The organism is Agromyces sp. Y558 (genome assembly GCF_059445415.1).
In genome coordinates, this window is the sequence record NZ_JCAIUH010000001.1 from 1,835,302 (window position 1) to 1,855,256 (window position 19,955).

17 protein-coding genes are annotated in these 19,955 nt (G+C 70.4%); 10 read left to right on the plus strand and 7 right to left on the minus strand.

The genetic code is table 11. The features are described 5' to 3' along the window. The first annotated feature begins 129 nt into the window (after positions 1-129). From AC1C2T_RS08660 to AC1C2T_RS08675, 4 genes are all read left to right on the plus strand, one after another. Positions 130-1,140, plus strand: coding sequence for a LacI family DNA-binding transcriptional regulator (locus AC1C2T_RS08660; protein ID WP_495384994.1), 1,011 nt, complete (start codon positions 130-132; stop codon positions 1,138-1,140). Continuing rightward, the gene (locus tag AC1C2T_RS08665; protein WP_495384995.1) at positions 1,137-2,219 is read left to right on the plus strand and encodes a M24 family metallopeptidase; all 1,083 of its coding nucleotides are present in this window, start codon (positions 1,137-1,139) and stop codon (positions 2,217-2,219) included. Before AC1C2T_RS08660 ends, AC1C2T_RS08665 begins: the two co-directional genes overlap by 4 nt. 193 nt (positions 2,220-2,412) lie before the next feature. Further along, a complete protein-coding gene (locus tag AC1C2T_RS08670; protein WP_495384996.1) occupies positions 2,413-3,159 on the plus strand; it encodes a ThuA domain-containing protein in 747 nt (248 codons plus the stop codon). After that, positions 3,156-4,277, plus strand: coding sequence for a glycerate kinase (locus AC1C2T_RS08675; protein WP_495384997.1), 1,122 nt, complete (start codon positions 3,156-3,158; stop codon positions 4,275-4,277). The genes AC1C2T_RS08670 and AC1C2T_RS08675 overlap by 4 nt, the downstream gene beginning before the upstream one ends. A 15-nt stretch (positions 4,278-4,292) precedes the next feature. Here the strand turns inward: AC1C2T_RS08675 and AC1C2T_RS08680 are convergent, their stop codons facing one another. Next, the gene (locus AC1C2T_RS08680; protein ID WP_495362164.1) at positions 4,293-4,613 is read right to left on the minus strand and encodes a hypothetical protein; all 321 of its coding nucleotides are present in this window, start codon (positions 4,611-4,613) and stop codon (positions 4,293-4,295) included. A gap of 130 nt (positions 4,614-4,743) precedes the next feature. On the opposite strand from AC1C2T_RS08680, the gene AC1C2T_RS08685 reads away from it, so the two are divergent. After that, complete coding sequence (locus tag AC1C2T_RS08685; protein ID WP_495362165.1) at positions 4,744-5,094, plus strand: GntR family transcriptional regulator; 351 nt, start codon at positions 4,744-4,746, stop codon at positions 5,092-5,094. Beyond that, entirely contained in the window at positions 5,091-6,143 is a 1,053-nt protein-coding gene (locus tag AC1C2T_RS08690) for a DUF1648 domain-containing protein (protein ID WP_495384998.1), read from the plus strand. The genes AC1C2T_RS08685 and AC1C2T_RS08690 overlap by 4 nt, the downstream gene beginning before the upstream one ends. Before the next feature lie 111 nt (positions 6,144-6,254). On the opposite strand, the gene xylB is transcribed toward AC1C2T_RS08690, so the two are convergent. Then, on the minus strand, positions 6,255-7,649 hold the full coding sequence (xylB, locus tag AC1C2T_RS08695) for a xylulokinase (protein WP_495384999.1): 1,395 nt from the start codon (positions 7,647-7,649) through the stop codon (positions 6,255-6,257). Between the two features lie 220 nt (positions 7,650-7,869). Then, positions 7,870-9,060 (minus strand): xylose isomerase, encoded by a 1,191-nt coding sequence (xylA, locus tag AC1C2T_RS08700; RefSeq protein WP_495385000.1) that lies wholly within the window; start codon positions 9,058-9,060, stop codon positions 7,870-7,872. Positions 9,061-9,263: 203 nt separating this feature from the next. Between xylA and AC1C2T_RS08705 the strand changes: the two genes are divergently transcribed. Then, a complete protein-coding gene (locus AC1C2T_RS08705) occupies positions 9,264-10,289 on the plus strand; it encodes a LacI family DNA-binding transcriptional regulator (RefSeq protein WP_495385001.1) in 1,026 nt (341 codons plus the stop codon). Positions 10,290-10,318: 29 nt separating this feature from the next. Here AC1C2T_RS08705 and AC1C2T_RS08710 read toward each other — a convergent pair whose 3' ends face one another. The 4 genes from AC1C2T_RS08710 to AC1C2T_RS08725 all read right to left on the minus strand — a co-directional run bounded on the left by AC1C2T_RS08710 (position 10,319) and on the right by AC1C2T_RS08725 (position 16,014). After that, positions 10,319-12,700: a beta-xylosidase/alpha-l-arabinosidase gene (locus AC1C2T_RS08710; RefSeq protein ID WP_495385002.1), complete on the minus strand. Its 2,382-nt coding sequence runs from the start codon at positions 12,698-12,700 to the stop codon at positions 10,319-10,321. Between the two features lie 115 nt (positions 12,701-12,815). Next, complete coding sequence (locus AC1C2T_RS08715) at positions 12,816-13,724, minus strand: carbohydrate ABC transporter permease (protein WP_495385003.1); 909 nt, start codon at positions 13,722-13,724, stop codon at positions 12,816-12,818. Positions 13,725-13,726: 2 nt separating this feature from the next. Further along, positions 13,727-14,719 (minus strand): carbohydrate ABC transporter permease, encoded by a 993-nt coding sequence (locus AC1C2T_RS08720; protein WP_495385004.1) that lies wholly within the window; start codon positions 14,717-14,719, stop codon positions 13,727-13,729. 2 nt (positions 14,720-14,721) lie between these two features. Beyond that, positions 14,722-16,014 carry an ABC transporter substrate-binding protein gene (locus tag AC1C2T_RS08725; RefSeq protein WP_495385005.1) on the minus strand — a complete coding sequence of 431 codons (1,293 nt, stop codon included), beginning with the start codon at positions 16,012-16,014 and terminating at the stop codon, positions 14,722-14,724. Between the two features lie 145 nt (positions 16,015-16,159). Between AC1C2T_RS08725 and AC1C2T_RS08730 the strand changes: the two genes are divergently transcribed. From AC1C2T_RS08730 to AC1C2T_RS08740, 3 genes are all read left to right on the plus strand, one after another. Next, positions 16,160-17,329: an ROK family transcriptional regulator gene (locus AC1C2T_RS08730; protein WP_495385006.1), complete on the plus strand. Its 1,170-nt coding sequence runs from the start codon at positions 16,160-16,162 to the stop codon at positions 17,327-17,329. Between the two features lie 361 nt (positions 17,330-17,690). Continuing rightward, the gene (locus AC1C2T_RS08735; protein ID WP_495362175.1) at positions 17,691-18,965 is read left to right on the plus strand and encodes a multidrug effflux MFS transporter; all 1,275 of its coding nucleotides are present in this window, start codon (positions 17,691-17,693) and stop codon (positions 18,963-18,965) included. Positions 18,966-19,159: 194 nt separating this feature from the next. Next, positions 19,160-19,843 carry a phosphatase PAP2 family protein gene (locus tag AC1C2T_RS08740; RefSeq protein ID WP_495385007.1) on the plus strand — a complete coding sequence of 228 codons (684 nt, stop codon included), beginning with the start codon at positions 19,160-19,162 and terminating at the stop codon, positions 19,841-19,843. Positions 19,844-19,955 lie beyond the last annotated feature (112 nt).

Here is a 19,955-nt window from a genome sequence, read left to right on the forward strand (position 1 = left end):
TGCCAGAGCCTAAGTGAAACCTGATCCGTTGGGCAAGCTGACAGCTACACTGAGGAACCGGTTTCCCGATCTGTTCGACCAGACGCGACCATGAGAGTTCGCCGCACTGCGGCGCGAGAGGAGTGCACGATGGCCGAACGCAGCCGCGCAATCACGATCGCCGACGTCGCGGCGCGCGCCGGCGTCTCGCAGGCGTCGGTGTCCCGTGTGCTGAACGGCAAGCAGTCGGTCGATCCGGTGATCGTGCGCAGCGTGCAGGCCGCCGTCGCCGCGCTCGGATACTCGCCGAGCGTCGCGGCCCGCAGCCTCGTGCACGGGCGCAACGACACCGTGGCGATGGTCGTGCCCGACCTCGAGAACCCGTTGTTCCAGGGCATCCTCAAGGGGCTCAGTCTCGCCGCGGCATCCGATGGCTATCGCGTGCTCGTGGCCGACACCGCCGAGCTCGTCGACGATGAGGAGGCCATCGCCGTCGAGGCGCGGCAGCGATGCGACGCGCTCGTGCTCTGCGCACCGCGCATGCCTGAAGAGCGCCTCCGCCGCCTCGTCGAGCGGGTCGCGCCGGTTGTCGTCGTCAACCGGCACCTGCCCGAGGCCGACGTGCCGATCGTCGGCGTCGACTACGTTCGCGGCATCCGCGATCTCGTCGAGTACCTGAGCGGTCTCGGTCACCGTCGTATCGCGTACGTCAGCGGCCCGACGACGAGCGCCTCGAACGCCGAGCGACTGCGGGGCGTCGAAGAGGCGCTCGCCGCCGACCCGTCGATGCGCATCGACCTGATCCCGGGCGGATCCCGTCCCGAAGACGGCGACGGCGCGGCCGAAGCGGTGCGAGATGCCGCGCGGGGCGGAGTGACGGCGGTCATCGCCTTCAACGACCTCGTCGCCCTCGGCCTCATGACCCGCTTGCGCGAACTCGGCGTCGACGTGCCCGGCGAGCTCTCGGTGGCAGGCTTCGACGACGTGCCGATGTCGCGATATGCGACGCCCCGGCTGACGAGCATGTCGGTGCCGCGGGGCGAGATCGGCGCGCAGGTGTGGGCGCGACTGCGCACGTTGATCGCCGGTGGCCCGATCGAGCACTCGGTGCTCTATCGGCCGCGACTCGAAGCCCGCGAGAGCACGGGGCCCGTGCGATGAGCGCCGATTCGCCCGGCGCGACGAGCGCCGCAGACCGCCTCGCGAAACGCGCGCGGGTACTCGGCGTACTCGATGAACGCGGAGTCGACGCGATCGTGCTCCGCTCGCACGCGTCGGTCGCGTGGTACCTCGACGGCGCCCGCACCCACGTCTCGCTCGCGGGAGACCCGGTCGCGGCGATCGTCGTCGACCGCGCCGGCGACGAATTGCGGGTGTTCGACAACGAGGCCGATCGACTGCTCGCCGAAGAGCTCGATGGCGCCGACGGATTCGACGTCGTGCGGGTGCCGTGGCATGACTCCCTCGTGCCTGTCGGGCTCGCCGCGATCGACGAGACCGATGCCGCCGCCGAACTTCGCGCGGCGCGAGCGAGCCTGCTGCCGGGCGAGCTCGCCCGATACCGCGCGCTCTGCCGCGAGGTCGCCGAGGCGATGACGGATGCCGCGAGTGCCGCCGATCCTCGCGACACCGAGTTCGATGTGGCAGCGCGGCTGGCCGCCGACCTCGTGGCCCGCGGCATCGATCCGCTGGTCACGCTCGTCTCCGGACGATCGAGGCTCGGCCACAGGCATCCGTTGCCCACGTCGTGGCCGATCGGCGACCGGGCCATGCTCGTCGTATGCGGCAGGCGGCACGGACTCATCGCGAACGCGACGCGCTGGGTGCGCTGGGGCGAGGCGCCGGCCGAGGAGCGCGACGCCGAACGACGCATCCTCGAGGTCGAAGCGGAATTCTTCGCGGCGACCCGCATCGGCGCCACCATCGGAGCGGCGTTCGAGCTTGGCATCGCCGCCTATGGGCGCCACGGGTTCGACCCCGAGGAGTGGCGCCGTCACCATCAGGGCGGAGCGGCCGGCTACGCGGGCCGTGATCCGCGGGCGACGCCGACCGTGGCGGACCTCGTGCAGGTGCGCCAGCCGTTCGCGTGGAATCCCACCGCTCCAGGGGCGAAGGTCGAAGACACGGTGCTCGTGGGCGAGTCGGGCGTCGAGGTGCTCACGGTCGACCCGCGATGGCCGACGCGGCGGGTGGTCGGCCTCGACCGACCGATCGAGCTCGACCGGGTAGGGTCGGGATAGCGCTTTCCGTATGCCACGACTCGTGGTTGCGCCGCGGGCGAGCCGTCGGTGACGGTTGCCGTGGCCGGTGTCGACGCCGTGACGGGGGAGCGGATCGAACAGGTGACGCTCGCGCCGTTCGGCTGGGCGCTGCTGCTGCAGCAAGCGTGACCGGATGCCCCGCGATACGATGCCCGAAACGCGAGGAGGCGCCATGCACGCCGTCATTCTGACCGGGACCGGCCGCTATGCCGACCCGTGGCACGCCTACGCCGAGACGAGTCCGCGGCTTGCCGAGCTCGTCGAATCGGCCGGCTACACGGTGACCGCCACCGATGGCATCGATGCCGCATTGGCGAACCTGGCGGTTGACGTCGACCTCATCGTCGTGAACGCCGGCGACCCCGAGGGGCCGAGTCCCGCGGCGACATCCGATACGCCTGACCTGCCGGATGCACCTGACCCACGAGACGCGCGTGACGCACCTGACGCCGCCGTGCTTGCCGCCGCGAATGCCGCCCTTGACGCGGCTCTCGACCGAGGCATCGGCCTCCTCGCCGTGCATTCGGCCGCCGCGAGCCTGCGCGACTACCCCGCGTACGAGCATGCGCTCGGCGCGCGCTGGGTGCGAGACCACTCGTGGCATCCGCCGATCGGCGACGCCCTGGTGCACGTCGTCGGCAACCATGCGATCGTCGACGGGCTCGCCGATTTCGAGGTGTTCGACGAGCGGTACACCGACTTCCGGCTCCTCGACGTGATCGAGCCGATCGCCGAGCACGAGCACGAGGGCACGCGGCACCCGCTCGTCTGGGCGCGCGAGATCGGCCGCTCGAGGCTCGTCTACGACGCGCTCGGGCACGACGTGCGCTCCTACGACTCGGTCGGCCACCGCGAGCTGCTCGCGCGCTCGCTCGCCTGGCTCGCCCGAGTGCCGGGCCCGACGGCGAACGTGCCGTGAGCCGCGTCGTCATCGCACCCGACTCCTTCAAGGGCACGGTCAGCGCCGCGGATGCCGCGGCCGCCCTCGCACGCGGCTGGCATGCGGTTCGGGCCGGCGACGAAATCGTGCTGCGACCCATGGCCGATGGCGGCGAAGGCACTCTCGACGCGTTCGAGATCGCTGCGCCGGGTGCGCGGCGAATGCCGATCTCGGTGCGCGGACCGGTCTCTGCGCCCGTCGAAACGCACTGGCTGCTGCTGCCAGACGGCACCGGAGTCGTCGAGCTCGCCGCGACCTCGGGCATCACGCTGCTCGATCCGCTCGCGCCGCTCGACGCGCACACCGCGGGCTTCGGCGAGGCGATCACCGCAGCGCTCGACCACGGGGCCACTCGCCTGCTGCTCGCGCTCGGCGGCAGCGCCTCCACCGACGGGGGAGTCGGCGCGCTCTCCGTGCTCGGTGCCCGCTTCCTCGACGCAGACCGGCGCCCGGTGCGGCTCGGCAATCGCGGTCTCGGCACGATCGCGCGCGTCGACCTCTCGGGTCTTCGGCCGCTGCCAGACGGCGGTGCGGTGATCCTCGGAGATGTCACCAATCCGCTCCTCGGCGAGATGGGCGCCGCGGCGGTGTTCGGACCGCAGAAGGGTGCGGATGCCGCGACGGTCGAGGTGCTCGACGGCAACCTCGCCCGGCTCGCCCGGCTCGTGCCCGGTATCTCGCCCGATACCGCGGGCGCGGGCGCTGCGGGCGGAGCCGGTTTCGGCCTCCTCGCCTGGGGTGCCGAGATGGGCGGCGGCGCTGCGCGCGTCGCCGACGCCATCGGGCTCGGTCGCGATCTGGCCGGCGCCGCGCTCGTGATCACCGGCGAGGGACGATTCGACGGTCAGTCCAAGGCGGGCAAGGCACCGAGCGAGGTGGCCCGTCTGGCCGCGGCGGCCGGCGCGCCGGTGGCGCTCGTCGCCGGGGGGATCACGTCCGAGCCGCGAGGGTACGCGGCATCCGTTGCCCTGGCGGAACTCGCAGGTGGCGCGCCCGCCGCGATGGCCGACCCGGTCAGGTGGCTCGAAGCCGCGGGCGCAGCGCTCGCCGGTGGCGCGGCACTCGCCGGCCGCGCGGCGGGCGATGCCGTTCGCTGAGCGACGCGCTCCGGGTCAGGTGTGGTGCAGCCCGGGATGAGGCTTGGCGGGTTCGGCGCGCACGAACTTGCCGTGGCGCTCGGCCGGATCGTGCATGTCGGGGTGCTCCTCGGTCGAGGTGTAGTCACCGACGGAAGACTCGTCGTCGGCAACGCCGTCGGTTCGTGTGTACTCGCCGGCTACCGTTCGCTTGTGCGGTGCTTCGCCGTCGACCTCGGTGTAGCTGCCCTCGAGGTCGTCGGTGGGCACGGCCTCGTCGGTGGGCTCGGCCGCATCTGCGGGCGGGTTCGGCTCGGCGGGCAACTGCGGTTCAGCGGGTCGGTTCGATTCGGACATCATCGCTCCCTCGTCGTACGTCGGGCGCCGTCACCGGGGCGACGTCTCACTCCCATGCTAAGCGCCCGGCACGGCGGATCGCGAGTGAATTGGATTGACTTGTTCTAGTCATAACTAGAATACTGGTCGCATGATCATCCGTATCGAGCCGTCATCGCCGGTACCCATCTTCGAGCAACTCGTCAGGTCGTTGCGCTCGGAGATCCTGTCGGGGCGGCTTGTCACCGGTGCTCGGCTGCCGGCGGCACGGGAGCTCGGCAACTCGCTCGACATCAACCTGCACACCGTATTGCACGCCTACCAGGCGCTGCGCGACGAGGGGCTCGTCGAGCTTCGTCGGGGCCGCGGGGCCATCGTCGTCGGATCGCCGGACCTCGATGATGTCACCCGCCTGATCGCCGCGCTCGGAGCGACGATCCGCTCCAACGGCATCGCCCGCGACACGGTGATGGCACTCATGAGAGAGGAACTCGACCGATGAACGACCGACCCGCCGCGAGCCACCGAAGCGACCACGTCGCCCTCTTCGTCGTCGTGATCTGGATACCGGTGGCGATCCTCGCCGCGGGCCTTATCGTGCTCATCGCCTGGCTGCCCCGGCTTCCCGCCGAAGTCGTGATCCACTGGGGCGCCGACGGCATGCCTGACGGATTCGCGCCGCCTTGGGTGCTGCTCGTCATCTACGCGTCGGCGGGCGGCATCATCACCGCAGTGACCTCGTGGTCGGCGTTGAGCTCGATGCGCTCGATGCGCTCGATCGAGCGAGTGCGGCGATCGACGGATGCCCCGACATCCGGCCTGTCCGACGGCGTGCGCGTGTCGGCGGTGATGGGGGCGGTGGCGGTCACCTTCCTCTCGGTGCTGCTCATCGCCTCGACCGCGCCGCAACTCGATGGCCGCGACATCGTCGCGATACCCGGTGGATTCCTACTGCTCTGGCTCATTGCGCTCGGGCTGTCGCTCGTCGTCGGTGTGCTCGCATGGGTCGTGCTGCCCGGGGCGCCGCGCAGACCGCGGCGTGCACCGACACCTGCTCCGGCGATCGCACTCTCGCCCGGCGATGTGGCGGTCTGGACGGCCACCGTCGCATCGCCGCCCTTGGTGTTCCTGCTCGCGGCGGCGGCGATGCTCGCGGCCCTCGTTCCGCTCATCATCACACCGAATATGTGGGCATGGACGGTGGGCATCCTCCTCGTGCTCGGATTCCTGATGACGACGCTCACGGCTCGGGTCACAGTGGACGCCCGTGGTCTGCGGGTCGCAACGCCGCTGCGCTTTCGGGTGTTGTTCGTCCCGCTCGATGACGTCGTCTCGGCCGCGGCGGTGGAGGTGAGCTCGGCCGAGTTCGGCGGGTGGGGCTTCCGGAGCGATGGCTCGGGGCGTCGCGGGTACATCGCGCGATCGGGCCCTGCCATTCAGGTCGAGCGTGCGCATGGTGCATCCATCGTCGTCACGGTGCCCGATGCGCAGACGGGTGCCGCATTGCTGAACGGGCTCATCGCCGCTCAGCTCAGCGGCCGTCGAGCATGACGGTTTACTCGCCGCCGGCCTAGGCCACCCGGTAGTCGCCCCGGGACCCGCTCACGACGACCCGCCCCGCGGCATCCCGACTTTGTACGATGTTGGGCAACTCGGGTCAGGTCAGGGGTGGGCGCGGGCGGCGTACTGCTCGCGGATCACGGCCCGGGTGTCGGGCGCGAGTTCCTCATCGAGGTCGAGCGGCCACGCGGGGCGCTCGCCGGTGAGGGCCCAGCTCGCCTGCCGGGCGGCACCGTCGGCGACGTACTCGCCGGGGGCAGGCACCACGACGGGCACTTCGAAGACCTGCGCGGCGATGCGTCGCACGGCCGGATTCTGCGCCGCACCGCCGATGAGCAGCACGCGGGCGGCCTCGACGCCCTGCCCGCGCACGGCATCGAGTCCGTCGGCCAAGCCGCACAGCAGCCCCTCGATGGCGGCTCGGGCGATCGACGGTCGGTTCGTGTTGGCGAGCGTGAGGCCCGAGAACGAGGCGGTGGCGTCGGGGCGGTTGGGCGTTCGCTCCCCCTCGAAGTACGGCACGAGCACGGCTCCGGATGCCCCGGGCTCCGCCGTGAGCGCGAGGCGGCCGAGCTCGGCGTGGTCGACGCCGAGCAGGCCGGCCGTCGCGTCGAGCACGCGGGCGGCGTTGAGTGTCGCGATGAGGGGCAGGCGCCGCCCGGTCGCATCGGCGAAGCCCGCGACCGTGCCCGAGGCGTCGGCGATGGCGGCATCCGTCACGGCGAAGACCGTGCCGCTCGTGCCGATCGAGACGATGACATCTCCGGATGCCGCGGCGAGGCCGAGTGCGGCGGCGGCATTGTCGCCCGCACCCGCCCCGACCACGATGCCGTCGGGCGTGCGACCGGCCGTCTCGTGCGGTTCGAGCACGCGGGGGAGCACGGCGTCGTGACCGAGGGCGCGGATGAGCAGCTCGCGGTCGTAGCCACTCGAGCCCCAGTACGCCGTGCCGCTCGCGTCGGAACGGTCGGTCGTGAGCTCCCCGAGCACCGGTCCGAGCGGCGACTCGCCCGCAGGCCCGTAGCCGCGCAGCCGCCAGGTCAGCCAGTCGTGGGGGAGCGCGACCGCAGCGACGCGCGCCGCGGCATCCGGTTCGGCATCGCGCAGCCAGCGCAGCTTCGTCGCCGTGAACGAGGCGACGGGTACGATGCCGGTGCGGCGGGCGTACTCGGCGGCACCGACCTCATCGATCAGGTCACGCGCCGCCTGCGCTGAACGGGTGTCGTTCCACAGCAGCGCGTCGCGGATGACCCGGCCCTCGGCGTCGAGCACGACCATGCCGTGCTGCTGCCCGGCGATCGAGATCGCCTCGACGCCGTCGAGTCCGCCCGCGTCGGCGAAGGCCGAGAGCATGGCTCCCCACCAGGCGGCGGGGTCGACCTCGGTGCCGCCGGGGTGGGGCGCGCGGCCGGAGCGCACGAGGGTTCCGGTCGCGGCATCGCGAATGACGACCTTGCAGGCCTGCGTCGACGAGTCGACCCCCGCGACGAGCGTCATGCGCCCGCCCGGGACGCGGCCCCTGCCCTTGCCCGCTCAACCGCCGCATCCTGCAGCAATTCAGGAGCGCACCCGGCGTGTCGCAGCGACACGCCGGCCTTGACTGGCGCGACACGCCTCCGCTCCTGAATTACTGCAGCGCGGGGTGGGCGGGAGCTGGAGCTGGAGCTGGAGCGGGAGCTCGAGACCTGGTGGGCAACGAGGCTGCGGCCACGCATGGTCAGCGCGCGCCGAGGAGGTGCTCGGTGGCCAGTTGCTGCAGGCGCACGAAGCCGAAACCGTGGCTGCCGAGGTAGGAGTCGGCGTCGAAGTCCTCGAAGGCCGAGCGGTCGGCGATGAGGTCGTCGTAGCTCTCGCCGTCGCGCAGGGTGGGCTGTGCGAGCTCGTTCACCTTCGCGGCCTCGAGCGCCTGCTGCACCTCGGGGTCGGCGCGGAATGCCGCCGCCCGCTCCTTGAGGATGAGGTAGTTGGCCATGTTCGCGGCCGCCGAGTCCCAGACGCCGGTCTCGTCTTCGGTGCGCGAGGGCTTGTAGTCGAAGTGGCGCGGGCCGTCGTACGTCGGGCCGCCATCGGGGCCGCCGTTCTCGAGCAGGTCGACGAGGGCGAACGCGTTGTACAGGTCGCCGTGGCCGAACACGAGGTCTTGGTCGTACTTGATGCCTCGCTGGCCGTTGAGGTCGATGTGGAAGAGCTTGCCCTGGTAGAGCGCCTGCGCGATGCCGGCCGCGAAGTTGAGGCCCGCCATCTGCTCGTGGCCGACCTCGGGGTTGATGCCAACGAGCTCGGGGCGCTCGAGCGTCTCGATGAACGCGAGCGCATGGCCGAGCGTCGGCAGCAGGATGTCGCCGCGGGGCTCGTTGGGCTTCGGCTCGATCGCGAACCGGATGTCGTAGCCCTTGTCGGTGACGTAGTCGCCGAGCAGGTTCACGGCCTCGCGGTACCGCTCGAGCGCCTGGCGGATGTCTTTCGCGGCGTCGTACTCGGCGCCTTCGCGCCCGCCCCACATCACGAAGGTCTTCGCACCGAGCTCGGCGGCGAGGTCGATGTTGCGCAGCACCTTGCGCAGCGCGAAGCGGCGCACGTCGCGGTCGTTCGAGGTGAATCCGCCGTCTTTGAAGACGGGGGCGCTGAACAGGTTCGTGGTCACCATCGGCACGATGATGCCGGTGGCCTCGAGGGCGCCCTTCAACCGGTCGATCTGGGTCTGGCGCGCGGCATCCGTCGACCCGAAGGCGAAGAGATCGTCGTCGTGGAAGGTGAGGCCGTAGGCGCCGAGTTCGTCGAGCTTCTCGACGACGTGCACGACATCGAGCGGATGCCGCGTGGGGCCGCCGAACGGGTCGGTGCCGTTGTAGCCGACGGTCCAGAGGCCGAAGGAGAACTTGTCGTCGCGGGTGGGGGCGTTGGACATGGAATTCGCCTTCTCAGCATCGTCGTTGATTTGTTGTGATCATCAACATAACGCTCGCGATGGTCGGATGCAAGCCGGCGGCAACGATTTGTTTCGAAGCGCCACATCACCCGCTTGCTCGCTGACCGCGAACCATCAGGTCGCGGCGCAGGCGCCCGCGCGGCACCGTACCGAGGTAGGAGTTTCGTCGATACGATCGAAACATGACTGTGGACTCCGCATCCGATCGCGTGACGCTCTCACACATCGCCGATGAGGCCGGCGTCTCGCTGGCGACGATCTCGAAAGTGCTCAACGGCCGATCGGATGTCTCGCCCGCCACGCGCGAGCGCATCGAGACGCTGCTCGCGACCCGCGGCTACGTGCGACGCGGCGGCGCACGGTCCGAGACGCGCGCCGAACTCATCGAACTCGTCTTCCACGAGCTCGACGACATCTGGTCGATGGAGCTCATCAACGGCGTCGAAACAGTTGCGAAGGAGCGCGGGCTGAGCGTCGTGCTGACCGTCAGCGGCAGCCGGCACGCACCCGACCCCGACTGGATCGAGGGCGTCATGCGCCGCCGCCCCATCGGCGTCGTGCTGGTCTTCTCCGACCTGGCACCCGAATACCGTGAACGGCTGCGTTCCCGCGCCATCCCGTTCGTCATCGTCGACCCCGCCGGCGACCCCTCGCCCGACGCGCCGTCGGTCGGCTCGGCGAACTGGGCGGGCGGGCTCATGGCGACCCGTCACCTCATCGAACTCGGCCACCGCCGCATCGCCGCGATCACCGGCCCCGACGACATGATGTGTTCGCTCGCCAGACTCGACGGCTACCGCTCGGCGATGAACTCGGCCGGCCTGCCGATCCGGCCTGACTGGGTCCGTTATGGCGACTTCCACGTGACCGGCGGCTTCGAACGCGCCGGCGAGCTGCTCGACCTCAGCGAGCCGCCCACAGCGATCTTCGCGGGCAGCGACCTGCAGGCCCTCGGCGTGCTCGACGCTGCACGGGCTCGGGGGCTGGCGGTGCCGCATGACCTCTCTATCGTCGGGTACGACGACATTCCGTTGGCCCGATGGGTGACGCCGCGACTCACGACCGTGCACCAGCCATTGCGGCGCATGGGCGAGGAGGCCGCGCGACTCGTCATCCGGCTGAGCGAAGCGCCACAGCAGCAGACTCCCCGCATGGACCTCGCGACGAGCCTCGTCGTGCGCGAGAGCACTGCCCCGCCCGCGGCCTGAGCTGGAGCGCCCAGGCCGCAGACAACCAATCAGTCGACGGATGCCCCGCGCTCGACCACGATCGTCGGGTGCAGCCGCCGCTCGTGGTCGACCGCCCGAATCTCGCCCACGAGTTGCACCGAGTGCGCGAACACGAGGTCGGAACTCGACCGACCCGCGCTCAACACGATCTCGCCCGGTTCGACTGCCCGTCGGCCGTCTCGGACCGTGAACGAGGCGAGATCGGCGTGCACCGACATGCGCACTTCGGCAACCTCGCCGGGCTCGAGCTCGACGCGCGCGAAGCCGACCAGCCGCTGCACAGGGCGCACGACGGAGGCGACCGGGTCGTGCAGGTACAGCTGCACGATCTCGACGCCGCGGCGCTCGCCGGCGTTGCGCAATACGAGGCGTACCGAGACCTCACCGTCGGTGCCGATCTCGGCGAGGTCGCCCTCGAACGACAGCCAGTCGACCGTCGAATAGCCGAGCCCGTGCCCGAAGGCGAATGCGGCAGTGGGGTCGACGTTCGAGACGTCGCTGGCGCGTGCGAGGGGCGCGGCGAGGTACGTCGTCGGTTGGGAGCCGGGCGTGGCGGGCACGCTCACCGGCAGCCGGCCACTCGGCTCGACGCGGCCGCTCAGCACGCCCGCGATCGCCGCGGCGCCCGCTTCGCCGGCGAAGAACGCCTGCACGATCGCCGCGGCGTCGGTGACCGCGCTGCCGAGCGCATACGGCCGCCCGGTCAGCAGGGTCACGACCGTCGGCGTGCCCGACGCGAGCACCGCATCGAGCAACTGCTGCTGGGCGCCGGGCAGGGTCAGCGACTCCACGTCGCATCCCTCGCCACTCGTGCCGCGCCCGAAGAGGCCTGCCCGGTCGCCGAGCGCGAGCACCACGACATCGGCTGATGCCGCGAGCGCCGCGGCATCCGCGATCTCATCGGTCTCGCCGCCGTCGACGCTCGTGCCGCGCGCGTGCAGGATGTCGCTGCCGGGGAACTCGTCACGCAACGCCTCGAGCACCGTGGGAATCTCGATGCCGATAGCCACACCCGGATGCTGCGACACGACGTGCGCGGGGAAGGAGTAGCAGCCGAGCATCGCGTAGGGGTCGTCGGCGTTGGGGCCGATGACCGCGATCGTCGGGGCTGCCGCGAGCGGCAGGGTGTCGTCGTTGCGGAGCAGAACGACGGCCTGCTCGGCCAGCCGTGTCGCGAGCGCGCGGTTGCCGGGGGAGTCGAGGTCGACCGAGCCGCGCAGCGACTCCGGAGCTGAGAGGTCGAGGCCGGCGAGCGCCGAGGGAACCGGCGACCAGTCCTCGTCGAGCAACCCGAGCGCCGCCTTCTGACGCAGCACTCGCCGAAGTGCCGTGTCGACGATCGACTCGTCGACCACTCCCTGCTCGACCGCGCGCCGCAACGGCTCGCCGAAGGCCTTCACCGTCGGCAGCTCGACGTCGATGCCCGCCGCGAGTGCCGCGCCGGCGGCCTCGCCCCAAGTGCCGGCTGTGCCGTGCAGCAGCTTCAGGAACGCCACCGCGAAGTAGTCGGCGACGACGGTGCCGTCGAAGCCCCACGTCTCGCGCAGCAAGCCGGTGAGCAGCGATCGGTCGGCCGCCGACGGCACGCCGTCGAGGTCGGTGTAAGCGTTCATCACACTGCGGGCGCCGCCCTCGCGCACGGCCATCTCGAACGGCGGCAGCAGCACGTCGGCGAGCTCACGCGGCCCGACCGAGACCGGAGCGAGGTTGCGGCCGGCACGTGAAGCCGAGTAGCCGACGAAGTGCTTGAGGGTCGCGACGACACCCGAAGACTCGAGGCCGCGCACATACGCGGATCCGACGGTGGCGACGAGATACGGGTCCTCGCCGATCGTCTCCTCGACCCGCCCCCACCGGGCGTCGCGCACGACGTCGAGCACCGGCGCGAGCCCCTGATGCACACCGACGGAACGCAGGTCATCTCCGATGCGGCGGGCCATCTGCTCCACCAGCTCGGGGTCGAACGAGGCGCCCCACGACAGCGGCACCGGGTACGCGGTCGCACCCCACGCGGCGAAGCCCGCGAGGCACTCCTCGTGCGCGAGCGCCGGAATGCCGAAACGGTTCGCGGCGACGATGCGCTCCTGCGTGCGCATGAGCGAGATCGCGCCGACCGCAGCGTCGACCGGCGCCGTGCCGAAGGGACGCGTGAGCTGGCCGAGACCCGCAGGCAGCAACTCGTCGAGGTCGACATCGTCGGTCAGGTCGTGCTGGTGCGGCGCGACGTCGCCGCCTTCGTCCGATGCGCCGACCCACACCCCGTAGAGCTGGGCGAGCTTCTCGTCGAGGGTCATCTCGCCGACGAGGTACGCCACGCGCTCCTCGATCGGCAGGGCAGGCTCGCGCCACGAGGCATCCGTCGCGGGCTGGGTGGTGTGTGCTGTGGTCATGCCGGTTGGCTCCCGTTGGGCGCCGACGACACGTCGTTCGGCGAGAGTGAAGAAGAAGTGAGCGGGCGGGTCGGGGTGGCCGACGGAGCATCCGTCGCCCGGTCATTGCCAGTCGTCATCCCTTCACCGCCCCGGTGAGGCCGCCGACGATGCGCTTCTCGGCGAACAGGAAGAACACGAGCGCCGGGATCATCGCGAGCGACGTGTAGGCGAGCACCGCGCCGGTGTCCTGCGAGTACTGCGTCGCGAACTGGGTCACGCCGAGCGGCAGCGGCCAGAGCTCTTGCGGCAGCGTGCCCGTGCTGATGACGAGCAGTGGCAGCAGATAGCCGTTCCAGCTTCCGACGAACGCGAGCACGCCGACGGTGACGAGCCCGGGCATCGACAGCGGCAGGAGGATGCGCCAGAAGAAGCCGACGCGCGTCGTGCCGTCGATGGCTGCGGCTTCTTCGAGCTCATCGGGGATGGCTCGGAGGAACGGCACGAGGATGATGATCGTCGTGGGCAGCGCGAACGCGATCGAGGGGATGATGACCCCGAGGAAGCTGCCGTGCAGGCCGAGGGTGCGCAGCAGCAACGTCAGTGGGAGCGCCGCGACGGTGAGCGGGAACATCAGCCCCGCGGCGAAGAGAAGGTAGAGCCCTTCACGGCCCCGGAAGGTGTACCGGGCGATGACGAACGCCGCCATCACGCCGACGATGACGACGCCTGCCGTGGTGCCGAACGCGAGGATCATGCTGGAGAGCACATTGCCCCAGAAGCGAGGCGAGCCGAGCACGACGCTCCAGTTGTCGAAGATCCACGGGGCGGGAAAGCCCGCCGGATTCGCGTTGAGGTCGGCCGTCGTGCGGAAACCGCCGATGAACACGTAGAGCACTGGCCCGATCGCGACCGCCGCGACGACGAGCGCGACGAGGTAGACGAAAGGCTGACCCCAGTCGAAGCGCTGACGACCGCCAGGATCGCGTCGGGCGGCGATGCGGGAACCGCCCGCGGCGGTGGTGGCGGTGGAAGCGACCGACATGATCAGTTCACTCCTCTCGTGATGGAGCCGGCGAGATCGCGGCGGAGGGCGAAACGCTGGTAGACGAGTGCGACGACCAGTGAGATGAGGAACAGGATGACGGCGACTGCGCTGCCGAACCCGGGTTGGCCGCCGAACTGGCCCTTCTCGACCATGTAGGTGGCCATCGTCGAGGTCGCATTGAGGGGGCCGCCGCGAGTGGTGACCCAGACCATGTCGAAGAGCTGCAATGCTCCGATGATCGACAGGAAGGCCCAGATCCGAATGGTCGGACCGAGCAGGGGGATGGTGATGTGCCGCTGGATCTGCCACCAGCTGGCGCCGTCGATCGCCGCGGCCTCGGCGAGCTCTTCGGGCACTCCCTGCAGGCCGGCGAGCATGAGCAGGATGGCGAAGCCGACGTACTTCCAGGTGAGGATCGCGAACATCGTCCACAGGGCGATGTTCGGATCAGCGAGCCAGTTCTGCTGGAGCGAGCCGAGGCCGACGGCCTCGAGCATGGTGTTCACTCCGCCCTGCGGCTGCAACAGCAGCTTCCAGGCGAGGCCGGCGATGACCTCGGCGAGCACGTAGGGCACGAAGATGAGCAGCCGCAGCGGGCCACGGCCGCGCAGCTTGCGGTTGAGGAGCAGCGCGATGCCGATCGCGAGCGGTCCCTGGATCACCAGCGACAGCCCGAGGATCAGGAAGTTGTTGCCGACGGAGCGGACGAATGCGGGGTCGCCGAGCGCTCGCGTGTAGTTGTCGAAGCCGACGAAGCGTTCGGGGTCGGCGAGGTCGTCCCACTGGAACGCCTGCGGCAGGTTGTAGAAGCTGTAGACGCCCGCGAGGAGCACGGGCAGGATCACGAAGCCGAGGAAGAGGATCAGGGCCGGGCCGACGAACAGCACGATCTCGACCCGCTTGCGCGTCTTGCCTGCCCGGGGGCGGGAGTGACGGGTGGGGGCCGGGCCCGCGGAAACCGCGGACCCGACCGATTCGATGACACTGGTCATGGTCAGAGCGTCGCCGCCGCGTCCTGCATCTTCTTCACGATGTCTTCGGAGGTACCGGCGCCGCCGAAGAGGTTCACGATGCCCTCGTTCATGGCGTTGCCGACAGTCGTGCCGAATGCGGTGTCGAACCAGATCTGCACGAACGACGATGCTGCGAGGCCTTCGGCCACGGCCTTCAGGTTCGGGTCCTCGAGCGATGCGACCGCGCTCGGCACGGTGGGGATGCCCGAGCCGCTTGCCGCGAAGCGCGCCTGCACGTCTTCGCTCATGATGTATTCGAGGAGCTCGGCGCACTCCGGCGGCGCCTCAGCCGCGCAGGCGAAGCCGTCGCCGCCGCCGAGCGAGGCGGTCGGGTCGCCGGCCGCGCCGTCGATGCCGGGGAACGGGAACCATCCGAGGAAGGCCGGCACCTCCCCATCGGCCGTCAGGCTGCCGATCTGGCCGGCGTTCCAGTGGCCCATGAGTTCCATCGCAGCCTGGCCGTTCGCCATGAGGCCGGCCGAGCTGCCGGCGCCGGTCTGGGCGGGGGTGCCGAGGAAGCCCTCTTGGAACGGCTCGATGCCGAGGAACGCCTGGAGCTGCTCGCCCGCCTCGACCCAGCAGTCGTCGCTGAAGTCGAGCTCGGTCTCTGATGCCTGCAGCACCTCGGGGGAGCACGAGTGCAGCGCGAACTGGTACCACCAGTGCGCGGCCGGCCACTTGTCGCCTGCGCCGACCGCGATCGGGGTGATGCCCGCCTCGCGCAGCTTGCCCGCCGCGTCGACGAGGTCGTCGAGAGTCGTCGGCGTCTCGTCGATGCCGGCCTGCTCGAAGAGGTCGGTGTTGTACCAGAAGCCCTCGATGCCGAAGGTGAACGGGATGCCGTAGGTCTTGCCGTCGACCTGCCAGGGGTTGACGGTGGCCCCCACGCTTTCGACGGTGTCGGGGATGGCCTCGTCGAGCGGCATGAGGTAGTCGTTGGAGACCTGATCGCGCAGCTCGCCACCGGGCCAGACCTGGAAGAGGTCGGGCGGGTCGCCGGCGGCGAGGGCGTTCGGGATCAAAGTGCGCTGGAGCTCTTCGTTCTGGTAGCCGGTCTGCTCGACGGTGACCCCGGGATGGGCCTCCTCGAACTCAGCGGCGACCTCCTTCCAGACCGCGGGCAGCGGACCGGCTGTGGCGTTGTGCCACCACGTGAGGGTGACGTCACCGTCACCGCCGTCGTCGCCGCCCGCGGAACAGGCAGTGAGCGAGGCGACGGCGAGGCCCGCTGCTGCTGCGAGCGTGACGAGCCGTGTAGTGCTGCGTCTGTTCATCATTGAACCTCTCGAAAGTTTCGACGACTGCGTCGAAAGTGATCTGGACGCCTTGAATATACGCGGCAATCGGATATGCCGTCAACCGCAACAAATCCGGCGCGCCGAACGGGAGCGAATCCGAGGCTCCCCTTAGAGTTATCGCGTGGCAGAACGAGACGGCACTCTTGATGGTGTTCACCGCCGTAACCTCTCGAAACTCCTGGGACTCGTGCACCTCGAAGGGCCGCTCTCACGGGCCCGGCTGACGGCGCTGACCGGGCTGAACCGCTCGACGGTCGCGACGCTCGCCGGCGAGCTCGTCGACCTCGGTCTCGCCGTCGAGCGCGCTCCCGACCCGACCAACAGGGTGGGCCGTCCCTCGCCGGTCATCGCGGCCGACCCGAGGGTGCTCGCCCTCGCGCTGAACCCCGAGGTCGACGCGGTGACCGTCGCCGCCGTCGGACTCGACGGTGCGGTGCAGGTGCGCGAGCGGCTCGAGGTCGACCATCTCGTCGGGCCCGATGAGGTCGCGGCGATCGCGGCCGAGACGCTCGAGCGTTGGCGGGCGGGCGCACTGCGTTCCGCGCGCGTCGTCGCCGTCGGGCTCGCCGTGCCCGGCCTCGTTCGGGCCTCCGATGGCATGGTGCGTCTCGCGCCGCACCTGGGCTGGGCGGATGCCCCGATCCGCACGCTCGTCGAGCAGGCGACGGGCTTGCCCGTCACCGCCGGCAATGACGCGAGTCTCGGCGCGATCGCCGAGCACCTTTTCGGCGCCGGCCGCGACGTCGACGATCTCGTGTACCTGAACGGCGGCGCGAGCGGCATCGGCGGCGGCATCGTGCTCGACGGACGGCTGGTGGGCGGCGCCGGCGGCTACGCGGGCGAATTCGGGCAGAACCGGCCGGGCATCGCCGACTCGGCCGACCGGCGTGCTGCGGGCGGAGTGCTCGAAGACGAGGTGAGTCGTGCACGGCTGCTCGAGGTGGTCGGGCTCGTGAGTGCCGACGAACCGACGCTCGCGGCGGCCCTTGCGGGGTCCGATCAGGCAGAGGTCGCGGGTGAACTCGCCCGTCAGCGGCGCATCCTCGCGACTGCGCTCGTGAATGCGGTGAATGCCCTGAACCCCTCGCTCGTGGTGCTCGGCGGCTTTCTCGCCACCGTGGCCGGCAGCGACCCGGGCGCGCTCGAGGCCGAGGTCGTCGAGCAGGCGATGCCAGCCGCGACCGAGCAGCTCGCGATCCGTGTCGCCGCCCTCGGCGAGGATCGTCTCATGATCGGTGCGGCCGAGGCCGCCTTCTCCGCACTGCTCGCGGACCCGCTGGCCCACGGCTGACCCCGCCCCCGCCTCCTCCACATTCACACCGCCACCCACCACCCACCACCCACCACCGACCACCCACCGACCCGCCCCTTGCAGCAATTCAGGAGTGCACGCGGCGCGTCGCCGCGACACGCCGGGCCTGCCGGGCGCGACACACCTCCGCTCCTGAATTGCTGCAAGGGGGAGCTGCTGAGGCATTGCGTCGGGTGCCGCATGAACGGGTACACTGGACTCAGTCGAATCGATTCGAGGCGGTGCCGGCCGCCCCGAATCCCACGCATGACGGTGCCCCGAGGCGCCGTCGTCCGTCATCTCTGGCGCCCGAGGGCGCGCGCCGTCTTCCGTTCACGCTCGAGCACGCACAGGAACACGCATGTCCTCAACCTCCTCCATTCCCATCATCAGACCCGACGATTACAACCGTCCTGCGCACCCGGGCGAGCGCCTCACCGGCCGCCAGCGACTCGTCTACGTGCTCGTGCTCGGCGCGCTCACCGCGCTCGGACCGTTCACCATCGACCTCTACCTCCCGGCCTTCCCGGTGCTGCAAGACGAACTCGGCGTCTCCGCCGCGGCCGTGCAGCTCACGCTGACCGGCACCATGGTCGGGTTCGGCCTCGGCCAGCTCATCGTCGGCCCGTGGAGCGACAAGGTCGGTCGCCGGTTACCGCTCATCCTCGCCACGGCGTTGCACATCGCGGCATCCGTCGCGGTTGTCTTCGCGCCCGACATCGTCTGGCTCTCGGTCTTCCGCCTGCTGCAGGGCTTCGGCGCCGCAGCCGGCGGTGTCGTGGCGATGGCCATGGTGCGCGACCTCTTCGGCGGCAAGCCGCTCGTGCGCATGCTCTCGCGCCTCGCGCTCGTGAACGGACTTGCGCCGGTGATCGCGCCGGTCATCGGCTCCCAGCTGCTGCAGGTCATGGACTGGCGCGGCATCTTCGTGGTGCTCGCGATCTACGGTGCCGCCGTCGTCGCCGCGGTCGGGTTCTTCATCGTCGAGACGCTGCCCCCATCGCGCCGTCACGTCGCGGGCCACTCGACGCTGCGTGACCGGTACGCCGTGCTCTTCCGCGACCGCGTCTACCTGGGTGCGGCGCTGATCGGTGGCATGACCTTCACCGGGCTGTTCGGTTATCTCTCGACCTCGTCGTTCCTGTTCCAAGAGGTCTACGCGTTCAACGCGCAGGAGTACGGCCTGCTCTTCGCCGTCAACTCGGTCGGCGTGATCATCGGCGTGCAGACGAGCTCCCGCCTCATGCGGGGGCCGGTGCAGCCGCAGTGGATCCTCGCCGCCGCCACGATCGTGCACCTCGCGATGGCGATCACGATCATGGTGCTCGACAGTTCGGGGTCGGGGTTCTGGGGCACGGCGATCCCGCTGTGGTTCTACATCCTCGCGTGCGGGTTCTCCTTCCCGGCCGTGCAGGTGCTCGCCCTCGCGCACCACGGAGCGGAGGCCGGCACTGCGGCGTCGCTGCTCGGAGCGTTGAACTTCGGCCTGGCGGGCGTCATCTCGCCGCTCATCGGCCTCCTGGGCGTCGGCAGTGCCGTGCCCATGGCGTTCGTGATGACGCTCGCTGCCGTCGTGGCGATCGCCGCGCTCTGGGGGCTCGTGCGCCCGAAGACGGTGCCGCCGCTCGGCGATTGACGGACTTCGGATGCCTCGTGGCCGGCCACGAGACATCCACTCGCCGTGCCCTGCGCGCCGCCTCGCCGTGTGCGTACCTGAATTGCACACAGCTCGGTGGGGTGACAGGGCAGGGCGGGCTGACACGGCAGGGCGGGCTGACACGGCAGGGCGGGATGATGCGGATGCTGCGGCCCCGCCGCTAGCGTGGGGGGATGACTGACGAGGCCGTCGAGAAGTCCCGGGCGAAGCGGGTCGCTCGTCGCGTTCCGCTCATCGCGGGCGGTGCCGCGCTGCTCATCGCCGCACTCCTCGGGCTGCTGCTCACGGCCCGCTCGGGCGCGCTGCAGTTCGCCATCGATGAGGAGTGGGCCGAGGAGGTTCTGAGCCTCCGCGGCCCGGTCGGCGACTGGATCGCATACGGCATGAACGCCCTCGGCGGCGGCGTCATCGGCGTCTTCGTCGTGCCGATCGGCGCTGCGCTGCTGCTGTTGCTCGTGCGGCGTCCGTGGGCGGCGCTGTTCTTCATCGTCGCGTCGGCGGCGAGCGCAGGCGTCGTGCAGTTGTTGAAGCACCTGTTCGGCAGGGCCAGGCCCGAAGACATGATCGTCTCGTCGGACTTCGGTTCATTCCCCTCAGGGCATGTCGCGAACGCCGCGACGATCGCGGTCGTCATGGGCATCATCGTGCCGCGAGTCTGGGTGTGGGTGCTCGGCGCGGTCTACACCGTGCTGATGGCGCTGAGCCGTACCTATCTCGGCGCGCACTGGGTGACCGACACCATCGGGGGAGCGATCGCCGGTGCCGGGGTGGCGCTGCTGCTCTGGGCCGCTCTCGCCTACCCGCTCGAGCGCGAGCGCATCGCGTGGGGCGAGCGGCGCACGCGTGCGGCAGGGTGACGTTCACCGCGTTCTGACGCGTCGCACTGACGATTCCGGGCGTCGAGAGTGCGCTTCGTGTCGGCACTCGGCACTCGGTGCGGTGGGCATCCACTTCATCTGGCGACCGGTC